The sequence below is a fragment of the Alcanivorax sp. genome, from assembly GCF_040119285.1.
GTDB lineage: Bacteria > Pseudomonadota > Gammaproteobacteria > Pseudomonadales > Alcanivoracaceae > Alcanivorax.
In genome coordinates, this window is sequence record NZ_JBEDTY010000030.1 from 147,321 (window position 1) to 165,655 (window position 18,335).

Annotated in this window: 15 protein-coding genes; 1 reads left to right on the forward strand and 14 read right to left on the reverse strand. The window is 54.6% G+C overall.

Features of this window, described 5'->3' with window-relative positions:
• Positions 1-46 precede the first annotated feature (46 nt).
• From ABNH10_RS08925 to ABNH10_RS08945, 5 genes are all read right to left on the reverse strand, one after another.
• A complete protein-coding gene (locus ABNH10_RS08925; RefSeq protein WP_349385610.1) occupies positions 47-523 on the reverse strand; it encodes a SixA phosphatase family protein in 477 nt (158 codons plus the stop codon).
• Positions 520-1,551, reverse strand: a complete 1,032-nt coding sequence (locus ABNH10_RS08930) for an NAD(P)H-dependent glycerol-3-phosphate dehydrogenase (RefSeq protein WP_349385611.1) — start codon at positions 1,549-1,551, stop codon at positions 520-522. Before ABNH10_RS08930 ends, ABNH10_RS08925 begins: the two co-directional genes overlap by 4 nt.
• Positions 1,552-1,786: 235 nt before the next feature.
• On the reverse strand, positions 1,787-3,634 hold the full coding sequence (gene htpG / locus ABNH10_RS08935; protein WP_349385612.1) for a molecular chaperone HtpG: 1,848 nt from the start codon (positions 3,632-3,634) through the stop codon (positions 1,787-1,789).
• An 89-nt stretch (positions 3,635-3,723) separates the two neighbouring features.
• Positions 3,724-4,626 (reverse strand): TIGR01777 family oxidoreductase, encoded by a 903-nt coding sequence (locus tag ABNH10_RS08940; RefSeq protein WP_349385613.1) that lies wholly within the window; start codon positions 4,624-4,626, stop codon positions 3,724-3,726.
• Positions 4,623-6,251: a hypothetical protein gene (locus tag ABNH10_RS08945; protein WP_349385614.1), complete on the reverse strand. Its 1,629-nt coding sequence runs from the start codon at positions 6,249-6,251 to the stop codon at positions 4,623-4,625. Before ABNH10_RS08945 ends, ABNH10_RS08940 begins: the two co-directional genes overlap by 4 nt.
• 354 nt (positions 6,252-6,605) lie before the next feature.
• Between ABNH10_RS08945 and ABNH10_RS08950 the strand changes: the two genes are divergently transcribed.
• Complete coding sequence (locus ABNH10_RS08950; protein ID WP_349385615.1) at positions 6,606-6,845, forward strand: PA3496 family putative envelope integrity protein; 240 nt, start codon at positions 6,606-6,608, stop codon at positions 6,843-6,845.
• Between the two features lie 51 nt (positions 6,846-6,896).
• Here the strand turns inward: ABNH10_RS08950 and sucD are convergent, their stop codons facing one another.
• The 9 genes from sucD to sdhC form a co-directional block, all read right to left on the reverse strand.
• Positions 6,897-7,772, reverse strand: coding sequence for a succinate--CoA ligase subunit alpha (gene sucD / locus ABNH10_RS08955; RefSeq protein WP_349385616.1), 876 nt, complete (start codon positions 7,770-7,772; stop codon positions 6,897-6,899).
• Positions 7,769-8,938, reverse strand: a complete 1,170-nt coding sequence (sucC, locus tag ABNH10_RS08960; RefSeq protein ID WP_349385617.1) for an ADP-forming succinate--CoA ligase subunit beta — start codon at positions 8,936-8,938, stop codon at positions 7,769-7,771. Before sucC ends, sucD begins: the two co-directional genes overlap by 4 nt.
• 71 nt (positions 8,939-9,009) lie before the next feature.
• Positions 9,010-10,449, reverse strand: coding sequence for a dihydrolipoyl dehydrogenase (gene lpdA, locus ABNH10_RS08965; protein WP_349385618.1), 1,440 nt, complete (start codon positions 10,447-10,449; stop codon positions 9,010-9,012).
• A gap of 89 nt (positions 10,450-10,538) precedes the next feature.
• Positions 10,539-11,834, reverse strand: coding sequence for a 2-oxoglutarate dehydrogenase complex dihydrolipoyllysine-residue succinyltransferase (gene odhB, locus ABNH10_RS08970; RefSeq protein WP_349385619.1), 1,296 nt, complete (start codon positions 11,832-11,834; stop codon positions 10,539-10,541).
• A 15-nt stretch (positions 11,835-11,849) separates the two neighbouring features.
• A complete protein-coding gene (locus ABNH10_RS08975; RefSeq protein WP_349385620.1) occupies positions 11,850-14,684 on the reverse strand; it encodes a 2-oxoglutarate dehydrogenase E1 component in 2,835 nt (944 codons plus the stop codon).
• 391 nt (positions 14,685-15,075) lie between these two features.
• Positions 15,076-15,792 (reverse strand): succinate dehydrogenase iron-sulfur subunit, encoded by a 717-nt coding sequence (locus ABNH10_RS08980; protein ID WP_349385621.1) that lies wholly within the window; start codon positions 15,790-15,792, stop codon positions 15,076-15,078.
• A 12-nt stretch (positions 15,793-15,804) separates the two neighbouring features.
• Entirely contained in the window at positions 15,805-17,580 is a 1,776-nt protein-coding gene (sdhA, locus tag ABNH10_RS08985) for a succinate dehydrogenase flavoprotein subunit (RefSeq protein WP_349385622.1), read from the reverse strand.
• Between the two features lie 3 nt (positions 17,581-17,583).
• On the reverse strand, positions 17,584-17,955 hold the full coding sequence (gene sdhD / locus ABNH10_RS08990) for a succinate dehydrogenase, hydrophobic membrane anchor protein (protein WP_349385623.1): 372 nt from the start codon (positions 17,953-17,955) through the stop codon (positions 17,584-17,586).
• Entirely contained in the window at positions 17,949-18,326 is a 378-nt protein-coding gene (gene sdhC, locus ABNH10_RS08995; RefSeq protein WP_349385624.1) for a succinate dehydrogenase, cytochrome b556 subunit, read from the reverse strand. The genes sdhD and sdhC overlap by 7 nt, the downstream gene beginning before the upstream one ends.
• Between the last annotated feature and the right edge of the window lie 9 nt (positions 18,327-18,335).

Sequence of the window (18,335 nt, forward strand, 5' to 3'; positions counted from 1 at the left end):
TCGGCGAACGGTACAGAACAGGCTACCAAGGGTGCCGAAGGGCGGATTAACGGTTGGCGATCTCTTCGCCTGGGCTGCATAACCAAAGCAATTGCGCGCCATCAGCGGCAGTAACATCCACATCAAAACAAGCCACGGTTCCCACATCGAAGCCCACCCGTTCCGAGACACCCGTCCAACTTGCCGTCAATTGCGACACCAGCGGCATATGGCTAACCAGCACCGAATCAGCCGCTGGCGGGTTGGCAAGCAACCAGTCAAACAGCGCTTTGGGGGGGCTATCCGGTGTTAGATAGGGGCAATTCTGCCGGGGCAAACCAGGGTATACCTGCGCGATACAATCCGCTGTCTGCTGAGCGCGCAGATACGGACTCACAATCAATCCGCTAATCTGAATGCCCCGCTCCTGAAGCGATTGCCAGTGGGAAAGCAGTGCTGCCTGGCCAGCTTCTGTCAATGGTCGCAGGGCATCGGTCGCCGCCTGGGCAACCGCCTGACCATGCCGACTAAGATAGAGCTTCATGACGTAAACGCGCCCAACTGAAACTCCACATCATGTTTGTATTCGCCGCTCATCAGATTCTGGATCATCAGTTCCAGCGGTTGACCGTGATAGACGATTTTGTACAGTGCGGTGGCAAGCGGCATATACACATCCAACTCTGCCGCTTTATCCGCCACGAGTTTGATGGTGTTGATGCCCTCAGCTGTCTGGCCCAGGCATTCTATGGCTTGTTCCAAGGTTTTACCTTCGCCAAGCTGAAAACCCACTTGGTAATTGCGTGACAGCGAAGATGTACAGGTGGCAATCAGGTCACCGACCCCGGACAAGCCCAGGAACGTCATGGGGTTAGCGCCCAACTCCACGGCGAAACGGCTCATTTCAGCCAACGCTCGGGTGATCAAAAAACTGCGGCTGTTTTCACCAACGCCAATCGCCGCGGCCATGCCAGACGCCACCGCATAAATATTCTTCAGGGCGCCGCCCAATTCAACGCCATAGATATCCGGGTTGTCATAAACACGGAAATAGTCGCAGCTCAAGGCGTTTTGCACAGTCTCTCGTAGCGCCTCGTCCGAGCTGGCAATCACTGTACCCGTGAATTTCTGTTCAACCACTTCCTTGGCCAGATTGGGTCCGCTTAACACGCCGATACGAGTATGCGGCCAATACTGATGCAATAGCTCACTCATCAACAAGAAGCCATCCGCATAAATGCCCTTGGTGCAACTGATCACCATAGCCTCATCAGGCACCCACTGACGCGCTTGTTCCAGCACCTCGGCAAAAGCCTTGCTCGGGATTGCCACAAATACCATGGAAGCGCCGCTAAGCGCCTCTTCCAGGCTATCCGTGGCGGTCACCTCTTGCGGTAATTCTGCACCGGGGAGATAGCGACTGTTTTCCCGATCAATATTGATTGCAGCGGCGGTTTCCGGGTCACGCACCCACAGGTTTACGTTGTGTCCATTGGCCGCCAGAATGCTGGCCATGGCGGTACCAAAACTGCCCCCACCCAGAATGGCGGCATTATGCTTTTCTTGCCTCATAGGAACGCCTTGTTTACGGCTTTCCGGCATCATAGGCGCCCTTGGAAGTCGAGACAACGGGAGCTTGAAGAACGCCGCAACAGGTAACGCGAGAAGCGACGGGGATGGGCTTACACCCAAACCCGCCTAACGCAGCCAAAGCGGCCCGGAAAGTAGGGAAGCTGACACCACCCGCCCTACGTGATTTCGTAAAAATCCCGTAGCGCGGACGGTTAAAAGCAGTCTGTTGCAGCCTTTAGACTGCCTGAGCGAACAACGCTTGCATCCGGCGCGCGGTCGCCGCCGGGTCTTTCGGCAGCTGCCCCTCCGCCAGCATTGCTTGATCTAGCAGCAAGGCGGCGAAATCATTGAATTTGTCGCCTTCTTCAACGCGGGTCAGCGCTTGCAGCAAGGTATGGTCGAGGTTCACCTCCAGTACCGGCTTGTTTTCCGGCACTGGCTGCCCGGCGGCTTCCAGCATGCGTCGCATTTGAGGCCCCAGCTGATCTTCTGCCAGCACCAGGCACGCAGGGGAATCCACCAGTCGTGTGGTGGCTCGGACCGCTTCAACCTGCTCGGTCAGGCTAGCGGCAAGGCGCTGGATCAAGGGGTCATCATTATTAGCCTGTTCACTCTCATCCCCCAGGTCCAGCTCTCCGCGAGCCGCATTGACCAGTTTCACCTCTTTGTAGCTCTCCAGATACCCCACCATCCACTCATCCACGGGATCGCTGAGCAGTAGTACCTCAATGTCTTTCTTACGAAATACCTCCAGATGGGGGCTCTGGCGTGCAGCCGACGGGGTATCAGCAAGCAGATAATAGATGCAATCCTGATCGGCAGGCTTGCTCTCCAGATATTGATCCAAAGATGTGCTCACTGAATCTGGTGTTTTGCTGGTGGCAAAACGCAGCAAGGCGGCAATGCTTTGCTGATTATCCCGGTCCTCAGCAACGCCCTCTTTTATCACTGAGCCAAACTGCGCCCAAAATTTGGTGTATTGCTTGTCATCGTTGCTGAGTTTTTTCAACATTTGCAGCACACGCTTGGTCAAAGCGGATCGAATTTTTTGAACCGGACCGTAGTCCTGCAACAACTCGCGGCTTACGTTCAGGGGCAGATCCGGTGCATCAATCACCCCCTTGATAAAGCGCAGATACTGGGGCAGAAACTGTTCTGCATCGTCCATAATGAAAACGCGCTGAACATATAGCTTTAGGCCACGATTAGCCTCACGTTGATACAAATCAAAAGGGGCTTGAGCCGGCACATACAGCAAACTGGTGTACTCAAGCTTGCCTTCCACCTTGTTATGGCTCCAGGTGAGAGCATCCTGAAAATCATGACTGATGTGTTTGTAGAAGCTCTGATATTCTTCGTCAGTCACCTCACTTCGCGGCCGCTGCCACAGAGCCGTAGCGGAATTAAGGGTTTCGGCTTTAGTGTCTTCGTCTCCCTCTTGCGGCCTTTCCAGCACAATCGGGAAAGCCACATGATCAGAGTACTGCCCGATCACCTGACGAATTTTGAAACCATCCAAAAAATCCTTGGCATCATCGCGCAGGTGTAAAATCACCGCTGTGCCCTGCTCATCACGGGAAACGGTTTCCACTGTGAATTCGCCCTTGCCATCGCTTTCCCAGCGCACGCCGTTATTAACCGCTTCGCCCGCCTTGCGAGTTTCTACCGTAACGGTTTCGGCGACAATAAACGCAGAGTAAAACCCCACCCCGAATTGGCCAATTAACTGGGCGTCTTTTTTCTGATCACCGCTAAGATTCGCCAGAAATTTTTCCGTGCCGGACCGCGCGATGGTGCCCAAATTATCTACCACTTCGTCCTCACTCATGCCAATACCGTTATCGGCAATCGTCAGGGTACCCGCGTCTTTATCCACGCGCAGAGTAATCTGGGGCTCACCACCCTGCTCCAGCAAAGCCGGGTTATTCAGTGCCTGAAAGCGTAGCTTGTCGCATGCATCAGAGGCATTAGAAATCAATTCACGTAAAAAAATTTCACGATTGCTATAAAGCGAGTGAATCATCAAATGCAGAAGACGGGATACTTCTGCCTGGAAACCATGGGTTTGTTTTTCTGCTGACACAGCTAGCTCCTGAACCTGCGAGTAATGTTGATCCAACAGATGTGGGCAAACCGATATTTTTCAAGGGGCGGACGACTCGATGGCGCAGGTCAGCCTCTGGTCAGGTGTGATAATGCAGAATCCAAGTCAGGAAAACGAAAAATGAAGCCTTGTTGCTCCAAGCGCCGGGGGTAAACCCGCTGCCCACCAATCAACATGGCAGATTGTTCTCCCAGCCCCACCTTGAGGGCACTCGCAGGCACCCGTAACAACGCCGGGCGTTTTATTTTCCGGGCCAGACAATAGTGGAATTCACGCTGCGTTACTGGCGCCGGCGCACAGGCGTTAAAAACCCCGTCCACACCGGGTGTTTCCAGCGCACGTACTAGCACTGCCACCATGTCATCGATATGAACCCAGCTAAGCCACTGGTTGCCATCGCCCAGCAGGGCTCCAAGCCCCAACCGATAGACTGGTAGCAGCTTACTTAGCATACCCCCATCACAACCCAATACGATTCCAGTCCGCACCAGACACAACCGCACACCCTGGCGGGAAACCGGGCGAGCCGATTGCTCCCATGCATCACACAGGAGGTAACCAAAATCACGCCTGCGGGCCGAACTCTCTTCCGTTAACTCCGCGTTATTTGCGTTGCCATAAAAGCCCACAGCAGACCCGGACACCAGCACCGCCGGTTTGCTGTCCAAGCGAGACACCAGGCCGACCAGGGCTTCGGTGACACCAATTCTTGATGCAAATAATATCGCTTTGCGACGCTCACTCCAGCGACCCGCAAACAAGCTCTCCCCGGCCAGGTTGACAATACCGTCAATAGCCGCATCGTTACCGATGTCATCGAGGGAGGTAACCAAGTGTGTGCCTTCAGGCAGCACACGAGCGGCTTTGCGTGGCCTACGGGTGAGGACGGTCAGCTCATGGCCATGGGCTGCCAGTCGTCGACAAAGATGCTGCCCGATGAACCCACTGCCGCCTGTGATCAATACCTTCAACGGGCTGCCTCTATATGGCGAATACTGTGGAGCTCGTAGAAATATTCCATACTGCCCGCGCCCACCGGCACACTCAAGGTTAGTTTATTATCAACTACCGACTGCAGAACCCCGGTGCGTTTCGATCCGTCATTGGTCTCGATAATCACCTTTTTTCCTACCAGCGCTTCAAATTCAGTACGCTCGGCTGATGGTGGTTCGATCGTTTCCTGTGCCCCTGCGAGCTCCGGGACATTTTTCGCCGGCGCAGACTCAACCTTGGCCGGTTGCGGCGTACTAGCCGGCAATTTACTTTCCGTGGATTCCAGCAAGATCTGCTGGCCCGAAGACAGTGTTATGGATTTCAGTTCTGCCGCTCCAACACTGCGTTCCACATTGCCACTGCCCACGCCCATGATCAGCCAAAGGCGGTCGCCACTAATCTTGCGCAGCACACCTTCCAGTGTGCGGCCACTGGTGGTTTTCAATTGCACAGATTGATCCACGTACGCTACCAGCTCGGGGAAAGTCAAAGTCACCGACTCGGGCGCTGTTGATGGTGCTGTTTCTGAGGATTTCTGAACATTAGGTGTGGCCAACTCCATTCCACCCTCTTTGGCGGCGGTCATGACTCGGGTACCCATAGACCCAGGCACCACAGCCCAGCCCACATCCGTCTTTTCAAGCCGCACCTTGCGCTCCTGAACTTCCTCATTGCTCAGTTCTACCACGGCCACCACCTGGCCCTCGCTCTCAGCTCGATGCAAGGTGGCATGCTTAGCCTCGACCTGGAGTAAAGCGCCTTCCGGGAACTGGGTTTCAAGGAACTCCTCCGCCACATAAGCAAGGGTATCTTCATGATCGAAGTAAAGATCTACCTCGCCATTGCGGTAGCGCAAATGATTGCTATGGGCAGTAAAATTCCCGCTCAAATAGCTTTTAAAACTGTCCGGCATGACCAGCACAATAGAACCAGAAAGCTGCCCTGTATCCAGTGGTGCCAGCGCCAGCTCCATGCGGTAGCCGCCTTCAAATATTCGGCTCTCTGGATAGTCTTTGTTTTCCGGTTTCCAAGACAGATGGACCACTGGGCCGCTCTCATCCGAGGGCCCAACGATCAGAGTCTTGCGTTCGGTTATATCGTCCGGGTTCCAGCCCAGAAGTACACGCACTTCCAGATCCGCAAGAAACCCCTCGCCCTGGCTAAGGGTTAACACCCCATCAATGAGCGCGACGCGATCGTAACGAAAGCGTTCACCGTGTAGACGCCCTGTGAGGCGTTTTCCTTGGCCCTTAACAACAAGCAAGGCCGCCTCTTGCGAGGAAACAAAGGCAGTGCTACTGGCTTTTTTCTCGCCACGCAGCACTTGCCCACTCTGGCTCGATACCGGTTGTACTGCGTAATCCCCCACCAAGCCGCCAGTAATCACCAATAAGCCAATACCTACTGCCGAGGTCAGCACCGCGCCCACACGGGCCAGCGACCACCACCGGTAATATTCCCAATGGCTTTGCACCTGCCCTATGCTGGCCAAGGGCACCAAAAAAAACAACGGGCTGTGGCCCCGACTGTTGGCTTCGTGCATCAACCCTAACGTGGCAATAATAAGGGCGCTTACCCCAAAAATGATCAGCAGTTCTGCCATATTTTTATTCTCTTCACGAGCCGGCACGTTACCGGTAACCGTCGGACGTTCCCTCCACTCTACAAAGCCTTCTGCCGGCATTCCAGCACTTAAGTTGCTGATTTTCTTATAAGAGTAAAGGTTATGATATGCGTCACATTTAGCCTTTCCCGTTCGCTCGCTGCAAGTAATTATTCACCTGCAGCGAAACCTTTCGCGCGCCCTTTCAACACCGCTCATCCTCAAAAAGGAAAAAAAACTTGTAAGCCCGAAAGTCACAGGATATACAGGCGCTAAGGGCATTCGGAAACCGGAAACCCGGACCTGATTGGCCCGTATAACAGGTTGTTTGGGGAGGTCAGGAAGGAGGCCACCATGAGTAACCATCGTAGTAATGAGCAAGACCTTGATTCGGAAGATCTGCTGATGAACGAAGATTTCGATATCCTTGATGACAGCGTCGAAGAGGATGAGCAGCAAGAGCGCAGTGCGCGCAGCCGCTCTTTCAATATGGACATGCGCCATCGCATCGAAGATCGACTGGAAGAGCGGCGCCTTAAAAAGGAACTCAATGAATACGAGTCCTTTGAACTGGACGACGATCTCCTCCACTAAGCCAATAAAAAGGCCGGCATTTGCCGGCCTTTTTATTGGCTTACCGTTAACTTACCAGCCGGTTGCTTCTTTCACAGCCTTGCCAATTTCTGCCGGGTTATGCACGGTTTTCACACCCGCCGCTTCCAGCACAGCGAACTTCTCATCGGCGGTACCTTTGCCGCCGGCAATGATGGCGCCAGCATGCCCCATACGCTTGCCGGCCGGAGCGGTAACACCGGCAATGTAGCTCACCACAGGCTTGGTCACATTCTCTTTGATATAGGCCGCCGCTTCATCTTCTGCGGTACCACCGATCTCACCCACCATAACGATGGCTTCGGTCTGCGGGTCGTTCTGGAACAATTCCAGTGCATCAATGAAGGTCATCCCCGGAATCGGGTCACCGCCAATACCAATACAAGAAGATTGACCAAACCCCAGCTTGGTGGTTTGGTTAACTGCTTCATAGGTCAGGGTACCGGAACGAGACACAATGCCGACCTTACCAGGCGAGTGAATATGGCCCGGCATAATCCCGATTTTGCACTCACCAGGAGTAATGACCCCTGGGCAATTCGGCCCGATCAGACGAATGCCATCTTTGCGGGAGATATACTCTTTGACGAAAAGCATATCCAGAGCAGGCACTCCTTCGGTAATGCAGACGATCAGCTCGATGCCGGCGTCTGCGGCTTCCAGAATGGAGTCCTTGCAGAACGGTGCAGGCACATAGATTACGCTGGCAGTGGCCCCGGTTTCGGCAACGGCTTCTGCCACAGTGTTAAACACCGGCAAACCCAAGTGCGTTTGGCCGCCTTTACCCGGCGTTACACCACCCACCATCTGGGTGCCGTACTCAATAGCCTGTTCAGAGTGAAGCGTGCCCTGGCTTCCAGTGAAGCCCTGGCAGATAACCTTGGTGTTCTTGTCAATCAATACGCTCATGCGGCGCCTCCCACTGCTTTCACTACCTGCTCGGCAGCATCATCAAAACTTTGTGCGGCAATGATGTTCATGCCACTTTCTGCCAGCTTCTGGGAACCCAGCTCCGCATTGTTGCCCTCCAAGCGCACCACAACGGGAACGGTTACGCCCACTTCTTCCACGGCACCGATAATGCCTTCAGCGATCAAGTCGCAACGGACAATACCACCAAAAATGTTCACCAGAACGCCCTTTACTTGATCATCGGAGAGAATGATCTTAAAGGCTTCGGTAACGCGCTCTTTGGTGGCACCACCACCCACGTCCAGGAAGTTGGCCGGCGCACCGCCCTTCAACTTCACCAAATCCATGGTACCCATGGCCAGACCTGCACCGTTCACCATGCAACCGATGTTGCCCTCTAGTGCGACGTAGTTCAGGTCCCATTCTGCAGCGCGACGCTCGCGCTCATCTTCCTGGCTGGGATCGTCCAGCGCCTTGATATCTGGATGGCGATATAACGCCGAGCCGTCTACATTGATTTTGGCATCCAAGCAGTGCAGGTCACCGGTGTCAGTGATCACCAGCGGGTTCACTTCGATCAGCGCCAGGTCTTTGTCGACAAACAGCTTTGCCAGACCCACGAAGATCTTGGCGAACTGATTGACCTGTTTACCTTCTAGACCCAACTTAAACGCGATCTCACGAGCCTGATAGGGCTGTGCACCCACCAGCGGATCAATTTCTGCCTTGAGGATTTTTTCCGGGGTTTCTTCTGCAACCGTTTCGATATCCACGCCACCTTCGGTGGAAGCCATGAACACAACACGACTGCTGGCACGATCAAGGACTGCGCTCAGATACAGTTCTTTGGCGATGTCCGTGCAGGTTTCTACCAGAATCTTTGATACGGGCTGACCATGCTCGTCGGTCTGGAAGGTAACCAACTGCTTGCCCAACCACTGCTTGGCGAAGGCAGCTGCGTCTTCCGGTGTATCCACCAGCTTCACACCACCAGCCTTACCACGGCCACCGGCGTGGACTTGCGCTTTTACCACCCACTTGTCACCACCGATCTCTTTCGCCTTTGCTGCAACCTCTTCCGGGGTATCACAGGCAAAGCCGGTAGAGACTGGCAGCCCATAATCAGCAAAAAGCTGTTTTGACTGATACTCATGGAGATTCATGCCAATACTTCCATCATCAATGAATTAGTGGCGCCCTGTTCAAGCGCCGTTATCGCGGCCATCAAATGTCGTTATTTCTTGCGACGACGCTGCGCCACATGGATTGCTTTAAAGTCCGTGGCCAAGGCTGCTTCATGAACGGTTTCTGACAGGCTTGGATGACCAAACACCATCAGCTGCAAGTCCTCTACGGTAGCCCCAAACTCCATGGCTATAACGCCTTGCTGAATCAATTCGGACGCCTGCGGGCCTACCACGTGCATGCCCAGGATGCGGTCGGTTTTTTCATCGGCCACAAACTTCACCATGCCACCGGTTTCGCCGGCAGCCATGGCGCGCCCATTGGCGGCAAAAGGTACCGCTCCGGTCTTGTAAGCGTCACCGGAATCCTTCGCTTCCTCTTCGGTCTTGCCGACCCAAGCCACTTCCGGGTGGGTATAAATCACACCGGGGACAGCGTCATAGTTCACTTGGGTACTTTCTCCCATGATCACTTCAGCCACCATCACGCCTTCTTCAATGGCCTTGTGGGCCAACGCCGGACCTCGCACCAGATCACCGATGGCGTAAACCCCGGGAACGTCGGTACGACACTGGTTATCGACATAAATATAGTTGCGCTCGTCCAAGGTCACCCCGGCGTCCTGACTGAGCAGGCCTTCGGTATAGGGGCGGCGACCCACAGCAACAATCAACCGGTCGAAGGTTTCTTCGTTCTCTCCGTCCTTGTCGCTATAACTGACCACTACCTGATCCTTTTTCACCTCAGAACCAGTGACACGGGCCCCCAGACGAATATCCAGGCCCTGCTTGGCAAACTGCTTTTGGGCATCCTTGGCAATTTGTTTATCCACAGCCGGCAGGAAGGCATCTACAGCCTCCAGCACGACGACTTCACTGCCAAGTCGAGCCCAAACGCTTCCCAGCTCAAGACCAATCACGCCCGCGCCAATCACGCCAAGGCGTTTCGGTACGGCATCAAATTCCAGCGCACCAGTGGAATCAACAATGATTTCTTGATCAACAGGAGCCACAGGAATATCTACCGGCACTGAGCCTGCCGCCAGAATTACATGTTCTGCCTGTAGTGTTTGGACATCGCCATCCAACGGCTGAAACTCAACCTGCTTACCACTTTTCAGCTGGCCTGTGCCCTGCAACCAGGTCACCTTGTTGGCCTTGAACAATTGCGCGATACCGCCGGTGAGGTTTCTCACGATGGTATCTTTGCGCTTGAGCATCGTATCCAGATCCAGGTCTGCGCCTTTGATCTTGATACCGTGATCAGCCAGTGAGGACTCGGTTTCGTGGTACTTCCAAGAAGAATCCAGCAACGCCTTAGAGGGGATACAGCCTACATTCAAACAGGTGCCCCCCAAAGCCGGCTCATCTTGCTTATTAATGCGCTTTTCAATGCAGGCAGTATTCAGGCCCAGTTGCGCACACCGGATCGCAGCCACATAGCCACCCGGACCACCACCAATGATGATGACGTCATAGTTGTCAGCCATAATCTAATTCCTTCTATCGCGGTCAAGCTTCATACCGCAGCCACCACGCTTTAGGGGTGTGCTGCAGCATGAAGTACGCAGGCATACATTCAGATATCCAGCAACAGCCGCGCCGGGTCCTCGATAAAGTTCTTCACGGCAACCAGAAATTGCACCGCTTCCTTACCATCGATGAGGCGGTGATCGTAGGATAAGGCCAAATACATCATCGGCAGGATTTCCACTTTACCGTCCACCGCCATAGGTCTTTCCTGGATCTTGTGCATCCCCAGAATGGCCGTCTGCGGCGGGTTAAGAATCGGTGTGGAAATCAACGAACCAAACACCCCACCGTTGGAAATGGTAAACGTGCCACCAGTCATCTCTTCAATGGACAGCTTGCCCTTCTGGGCTTTCTGGCCATATTCGATGATCTGTGACTCCACTTCCGCCAAACCTTTCTGGTCCGCATCGCGCATCACCGGTACAACCAGGCCCCGTTCGGTGGAGACGGCCACACCCACGTCATAGTAACCGTGGTACACGACATCTTCGCCGTCAATAGACGCATTCACCGCCGGGAAACGTTTTAGCGCTTCCACACAAGCCCGGGTAAAGAAACCCATGAAGCCGAGGCGCACGTTATGGGCTTTCTCGAACTCTGGCTGGTAATGTTTACGCATATCCATGATGGGCTTCATGTTGACTTCGTTGAAGGTGGTCAACATGGCGGAGTTCTGTTGGGCAGAGACCAGACGCTCAGCAATACGTTTGCGTAAACGTGTCATTGGCACACGACGTTCTTCACGCTCGCCTGGGGCACCCGGTACGTCCAAGGTGGCCGGCTGTTGCGGTGCGGGTTGGCCAGCGCGTTTTTCCGACTTGTCAGCAATGACTTTTTCCACATCCTCTTTGGTAATGCGGCCGCCACGACCCGTGCCCTTCACGTGGTCTGCAGCAATGCCATGCTCACTCATCAGCTTGCGGGCCGCTGGCCCAGCCTGATCACTGGCGCTGTTATCGTCATCGGCGGGCTCAGGTTTGGCTTCGACCTTCTCTTCCTTCGCATCGCCCTTTTTATCAGCCGATGTCTCTTCTTTATCAGCCGATGCCTCTTCACTGTTTTCTTCTGCCGGTTCATCGTCGCTCTTACCAGCATTGCCGCTACCCCCTTCGTCGAAGGTCCCCAGCACTTGCTGACTTTCTACGGTTTCACCTTCTGCCGCCATGATCTTGCTGATCACGCCATCGGCTGGGGCTACCACTTCCAGCACAACTTTATCGGTTTCAATATCTACCAGCAGCTCGTCACGCTTCACCGCTTCGCCTTCCTGCTTGTGCCAAGTGGCTACGGTGCCGTCTGCTACTGATTCGGGGAACTGTGGAGCTTTGATATCAGTCGCCATGCCTAATCCTTACTGTTACTTAATCTCGAAGGCGTCTTGGACCAGACGCTGCTGTTGTTCCACGTGTAGTGACATTGAACCTGCCGCCGGGGCGGCCGCCATATCGCGGCCAGCGTAATGCACAGGCCCCACACCGGCTTTCTCCGCTACACGGTACATATGGTGCTGGGAGCAATACCAGGCGCCCTGATTCTTGGGCTCTTCCTGACACCAAACCAGATGCTCCAGGTTCGGGTATATCTCAAGAATTTCCTGCAAACGCTGTTCCGGGAACGGATACAGCTGCTCAATACGCACCAATGCCGTGTCGATCAGATCATCGCTGTCACGTTTTTCCAACAAGTCGTAATAAACCTTGCCGGAGCACATCACCACTCTCTTGATTTTTTTGCTATCCAGATCAGCCAGATCATCCAGCACCGAATGGAAGGTGCCGTGGGCCAGATCTTCCAATGAGGAAGTCGCCTTTTTGTGACGCAGCAAACTCTTCGGGCTCATCACCACCAAAGGCTTGCGCAGAGGGCGTACTGCCTGCCGACGCAACAGGTGGTAAATCTGGCCGGGGGTGCTCGGCACACACACTTGCATGTTGTGCTCAGCACACAACTGCAGGAAGCGCTCCAGGCGTGCGGAGGAATGCTCCGGTCCTTGGCCCTCATAGCCGTGAGGAAGCAGCATGGTCAGGCCACACAAACGCCCCCATTTAGCTTCACCAGAAGAAATGAATTGGTCAATCACCACCTGGGCACCGTTGGCGAAATCACCAAACTGTGCTTCCCAGATCACCAAGGACGTAGGCGTGGTGGTAGCGTAACCATATTCATAACCCAGCACCGCTTCTTCAGAGAGCAGGGAATCGTAGATATCAAAACGCGGCTGTTCATCGTAGAGATGCTGAAGCGGCACATACTGCTCACCGTCTTTCTGGTTATGCAGCACCGCATGGCGGTGGGAGAAAGTGCCGCGGCCACTATCTTGACCGCTTAGCCGAATAGCGAAGCCCTCATCGAGCAGCGTCGCATAGGCCATGGTTTCTCCGTAGCCCCAGTTTAGCGGCAAGGCACCTGCGGTCATTTTGCGGCGATCTTCAAGGATTTTTTTCACCTGGCGTTGAACCACAACGCCTTCCGGGGGTGTTTCCAGCCTCGTAGCCAAGTCCTGCAGTTTCTTTAGCGGATAGGTGGTGTCCCAGTCATCCTCAACTTGGTGGCCAATATACGGAGACCAATCCACAAACAGGGCCTTGTTCGGCTCTGTTACCAGAGACTTCACCACATGATTACCTGCGTCGAGCATATCCCGGTAATCATCCACCGTTTTCTGAGCTTCCTGCTCACTGATCACTTTTTCGTTGATCAGCTTCTCTGCATACAGAGTTCGAGTGGTCGGATGGCTTTTGATTTTCTTGTACATCATCGGCTGAGTGGAGGACGGTTCATCCGCCTCGTTATGCCCCGACCGGCGATAGCAGAACAAATCAATCACCACATCCTTCTTGAACTGCATGCGGTAATCCACCGCCAGCTGAGTGACGAAGTAGACGGCTTCCGGGTCATCCGCGTTTACATGGAAAATGGGTGCTTGCACCATTTTTGCCACATCAGTGCAATACTCGGTAGAACGGGCATCATCTCGGCGGCTGGTAGTGAAGCCCACCTGGTTGTTGATGATCACGTGTAAAGTGCCGCCAGTGTGAAAACCGCGGGTCTGGGACATCTGGAATGTCTCCATGACCACACCTTGGCCTGCAAACGCCGCATCGCCATGCAACAAAATTGGCACCACCTGTTCACCGCCCTCATCTTCACGACGATCCTGACGAGCCCGTACAGACCCTTCTACAACAGGCGCCACAATTTCCAGGTGAGAGGGGTTAAAAGCCATGGCCAAATGCACTTCACCACCAGACGTCTGCACGTTGGACGAGAAGCCTTGGTGGTATTTCACGTCACCGGAGCCATTTTCGTTAAAGCTCTTGCCATCAAACTCTTCGAACAGATCTTTCGGACTTTTGCCCAGGGTATTCACCAGCACGTTCAAACGGCCTCGGTGGGCCATGCCAATGACCAGCTCTTTGGCGCCGTAGCTGCCCACGCGCTGAATAATTTCATCCATTAGGGGAATCAGTGATTCACCACCTTCAAGACCGAAGCGTTTGGTGCCCGGATATTTGCTGCCCAGATATTTTTCCAGGCCCTCGGCGGCAGACAACCGCTCAAGGATGTGCTTCTTGATATCCGTACCGTATTCCGGATGGCACCGCACCCCTTCCATGCGCTGCTGCAGCCAACGCTTTTCAGCAGTGTTGACCATGTGCATGTACTCGGCACCCACACTGGAGCAGTAGGTACTGGTCAGGCAATCAACAATATCGCGGAGGGAGGTTTCGGGCTTACCGATAAAAAGGTTGCCCGTTTGGAATACGGTATCCAGATCAGCCGTGCTGAGACCATGATGAGCCAGCTCCAGGTCTGGAACGGACTCGCGCTCCATAATCCCCAGCGGATCCAGCTTGGCCACTTGGTGGCCCCGGTTTCGGTAGGCTGCAATCAAATGCAGCACACGGACCTGACGACGTTCGTGCTCCGTGCTGACTGCACCGGCCCCAAACTTCTGCACGCGCGAACGGTTCTTCGCCTGCAACAGGAAGTATTCACGCACAGCGGCGTGGGGCACGTCGGATTCGACGGCGGTATCAACACTGGGGAGTTTTTCGAAATAAGCGCGCCAGTCTTCCGGCACGGAATTAGGGTCGGTCAGGTAGGATTCGTACAGTTCATCGACATAGGCAGCGTTGGCTCCCCCAATGTGGGAGGACTGCCATTGCCGCTGCATGGAACTGTCTTGCATGTTAGCTCGTTCCTTCGGCGGGAGGTTGTCACACTCTGTGGTATGAGTAACTGCGACCACAGGGGGGCGACCCTGTTCCCGTACGCTCGTATTTTCGGAACAACGCCTTTTAAGCCCTGCTCCACCCAATGAGAGGCAACCTGCTATCTTGCCCATACCGGGTCAGGTCTGGGTAGAAGCCTGTCACCTCTCGTCGAGGGATTACCTCGAACTGTTGCCTAGTGTATCCCTTTTAATTCGGTTTTGTTAGGCGCCGAATTCATAAATTAACTTATGACTCTTTCCGAATGTTTCTGCAATTGGCAAAACGTCGAATAGACAACCTAAAACGACATTTACGACGCTGCAGCTACAAAAAAGGCGGCCATAAAGGCCGCCTTTTTCATTCGGGTCAGATGCCCCGCTCCAACAACATCGAGCGGATATGGCCAATGGCCCGGGTCGGGTTTAACCCTTTCGGGCAAACGCTGACGCAGTTCATGATGCCGTGGCAGCGGAACAGACTAAAGGGGTCGTCCAGTTTGGACAGACGCTCTTCGGTCACCGTGTCGCGACTATCCGCCAGGAAGCGATAGCTTTGCAACAAGGCCGCCGGCCCCAGGAACTTATCCGGATTCCACCAGAAGCTCGGGCAGCTGCTTGAACAGCACGCACAGAGAATACACTCGTATAGACCATCCAGCTTTTCACGCTCTTCCGGGCTCTGCAGGCGCTCAATGGCCGGAGCCGGAGAGCTATTCTGCAGGTACGGCTGCACTTTTTCGTACTGGGTATAGAACATGCCCATGTCTACGACCAAGTCGCGAATCACCGGCAGGCCCGGCAATGGACGCAAGATCAATGGCTTCTTGCCTTCCAGAACACCCGGCGCCACTTGCGACAGCGGAGTGATACACGCCAAACCGTTCTTGCCGTTCATGTTCATGCCGTCGGAACCGCACACCCCTTCGCGACAGGAGCGACGGTAGGACATGGACTCGTCCTGCTCTTTTACCAAAGCAAGGATATCCAGCACCATGAGGTCTTTACCCTGGGTATCGACCTCGTACTCCTTCATGCTCGGTTCGCGGTCCGTTTCCGGATTGTAGCGATAGATACTGACTTTCATCGTTAGCTCCCCTTAGTAGGTCCGCGCCTTGGGCTGGAAGGTATCAACGGTCTTCGGCTTGAAGTTCACGTCGCGCTTGCCCAGCTTTTTCGCTGTGGGGTCGAAGATGGAGTGGCAGAGCCAGTTCTCATCGTCACGATCCGGGTAATCGTAGCGAGAATGCGCGCCACGACTTTCGGTACGGCCTTCCGCCGCGATGGCAGTGGCTTCCGCCACTTCCAGCAAGTTATCCAGCTCCAGCGCTTCAATACGCGCGGTGTTGAACGGCTTACTCTTGTCATCCAGATGCGCCTTGGCAATCCGCTCACGCAGATCGGCCAGCTTAGCCACACCTTCGGCCATCAGGTCGCCCTTGCGGAACACACCAAAGTGATTCTGCATCACACTCTGCAGCTCTTTGCGCAGCGCGGAAACAGACTCGCCACCTTTAGACTCATCCCAACGACGAACCCGAGACAACGCTTCATCGATGTCAGCATCGCGGGGCTCATATTGAGTCATTCCCTGACGCAGCGCATCTTCGATGTACAGACCCGCCGCACGGCCGAAGACCACCAGATCCAACAGCGAGTTACCGCCCAGGCGGTTGGCACCGTGTACGGATACACACGCCACTTCACCCACCGCGAACAGACCGTTTACGAACTGCGCTTCACCCTCATGGCCACCGGCCAGCTTGAGCGCCTGACCGTGAACATTGGTGGGAATGCCGCCCATCATGTAGTGACAGGTAGGCACGACCGGGATCGGCTCTTTCACCGGATCGGTTTGCGCGAAGGTAATAGCAAGCTCACAAATACCCGGCAGGCGGCTATGCAGCACTTCTTCGCCAAGATGATCGAGCTTCAGGTAAACGTAATCGCCATCCGGGCCATCGCCGCGTCCGTCCAGAATTTCCATCATCATGGAACGCGCAACAACGTCACGGGACGCCAGATCTTTGGCGTTTGGAGCATAACGCTCCATGAAACGTTCGCCATCCTTGTTGATCAAGTAACCACCCTCGCCCCGGCAACCTTCGGTTACCAGTACACCAGCACCAGCGATGCCGGTGGGGTGGAACTGCCACATTTCGATGTCCTGCACCGGCAAGCCGGCACGCAGGGCCATGCCCACACCGTCACCAGTGTTAATCAGGGCATTGGTGGTAGAGGCGTAAATACGTCCAGAACCACCGGTGGCAAATACCGTTGCCTTGGCTTTAAAGAACACGGTTTCGCCGGATTCGATGTCGATGGCGATCACACCACAAACATTGCCGTCAGCGTCTTTTACCAATTCAGCGGCATACCACTCGTTGTAGAACTGGGTGCCGTTCTTCAGATTCTGCTGGTACAGCGTGTGCAACAGTGCGTGGCCGGTACGGTCAGCGGCCGCACAAGTACGGGCTGCCTGCCCACCTTCACCGAAGTTCTTCGACTGGCCACCGAAAGGACGCTGATAAATACGCCCTTCTTCGGTGCGGGAAAACGGCAGGCCCATGTGGTCCAGCTCATACACCGCTTCCGGGCCCACATTACACATGTATTCGATCGCGTCCTGGTCACCGATATAGTCGGAGCCTTTCACGGTGTCGTACATGTGCCAGCGCCAATCGTCATTGGGATCGGAAGAGGCGATTGCACAGGTGATACCACCCTGGGCGGATACCGTGTGCGAACGGGTTGGGAAAACCTTGGAAATCAGCGCAGTCTTGAAACCGGACTGAGCCATTTGCAGTGAGGCGCGCATACCGGCACCACCACCACCTACAACGATAGCGTCAAACGTAATAGTGCGAATGGACATGGGTTACGCCCCTCCCCAGATCAGAACCAAACCCCACAGCAGGTAAACAACCAGCGCCAATGCAATTGCCAACTGGGCAATCAGGCGAACGCTGGTAGCCGCTTTACCAAAGCTCAGGCTGGTCAGGTAGTCAGTGGTTACGCTCCACAGGCCTACCCAAGTGTGTGCAGCGACAGAGATTACCAGCAGGGTGTTGGCTATCTGCATGCAGATAGACCCCATGAAGGCTTTCCAGCTGCCGTAGTCAAGATCACCAGCGATGACCAAGTAGCCCAGCATGCCGATCATGTAGACACCGATGATGACAGCGGAAACTCGCTGAATGAGCCAGTCATATAGGCCGTTACGCCCCAGGCTCGTTACACTGGTTACCATATCCAGCCTCCTACCAGCAGAATCAACACCGCAGAAATGATGTAAGTCAGTTTGGCGCCACGGCGGCCACCTTCCAGGCTTTCACCAACACCGATGTCCATAATCAGATGGCGAATACCCGCCACCAGGTGATACAGCAATACAGACAGAATGGCCCATACCACCAGCTTCACCAGCAGTGAGGTCATCATCAGTTCTTTCAGGTCTGCAAAGCTCTCGGGAGACGCCAGGGAGCGATCCAGCATCCACAGCAGAATCGGCAGGGCCAAAAAGATGGCAACGCCGGTTACACGGTGGGTGATAGATGCTATAGCCGTGACCGGGAACTTGATCGTGCTCAGATCGAGGTTAACGGGTCGCTTATCGTTCACGGTAGCCTA

Excerpts from the sequence above, each read along its gene's own strand:
- odhB (WP_349385619.1), bottom strand. The coding sequence starts at position 11,834 with ATGGCGACTGATATCAAAGCTCCACAGTTCCCCGAATCAGTAGCAGAC.
- sdhA (WP_349385622.1), bottom strand. The coding sequence starts at position 17,580 with ATGTCCATTCGCACTATTACGTTTGACGCTATCGTTGTAGGTGGTGGT.
- ABNH10_RS08945 (WP_349385614.1), bottom strand. The coding sequence starts at position 6,251 with ATGGCAGAACTGCTGATCATTTTTGGGGTAAGCGCCCTTATTATTGCC.
- ABNH10_RS08950 (WP_349385615.1), top strand. The coding sequence starts at position 6,606 with ATGAGTAACCATCGTAGTAATGAGCAAGACCTTGATTCGGAAGATCTG.
- sdhD (WP_349385623.1), bottom strand. The coding sequence starts at position 17,955 with ATGGTAACCAGTGTAACGAGCCTGGGGCGTAACGGCCTATATGACTGG.
- sucD (WP_349385616.1), bottom strand. The coding sequence starts at position 7,772 with ATGAGCGTATTGATTGACAAGAACACCAAGGTTATCTGCCAGGGCTTC.
- sucC (WP_349385617.1), bottom strand. The coding sequence starts at position 8,938 with ATGAATCTCCATGAGTATCAGTCAAAACAGCTTTTTGCTGATTATGGG.
- ABNH10_RS08975 (WP_349385620.1), bottom strand. The coding sequence starts at position 14,684 with ATGCAAGACAGTTCCATGCAGCGGCAATGGCAGTCCTCCCACATTGGG.
- ABNH10_RS08930 (WP_349385611.1), bottom strand. The coding sequence starts at position 1,551 with ATGAGGCAAGAAAAGCATAATGCCGCCATTCTGGGTGGGGGCAGTTTT.
- ABNH10_RS08980 (WP_349385621.1), bottom strand. The coding sequence starts at position 15,792 with ATGAAAGTCAGTATCTATCGCTACAATCCGGAAACGGACCGCGAACCG.
- ABNH10_RS08925 (WP_349385610.1), bottom strand. The coding sequence starts at position 523 with ATGAAGCTCTATCTTAGTCGGCATGGTCAGGCGGTTGCCCAGGCGGCG.
- lpdA (WP_349385618.1), bottom strand. The coding sequence starts at position 10,449 with ATGGCTGACAACTATGACGTCATCATCATTGGTGGTGGTCCGGGTGGC.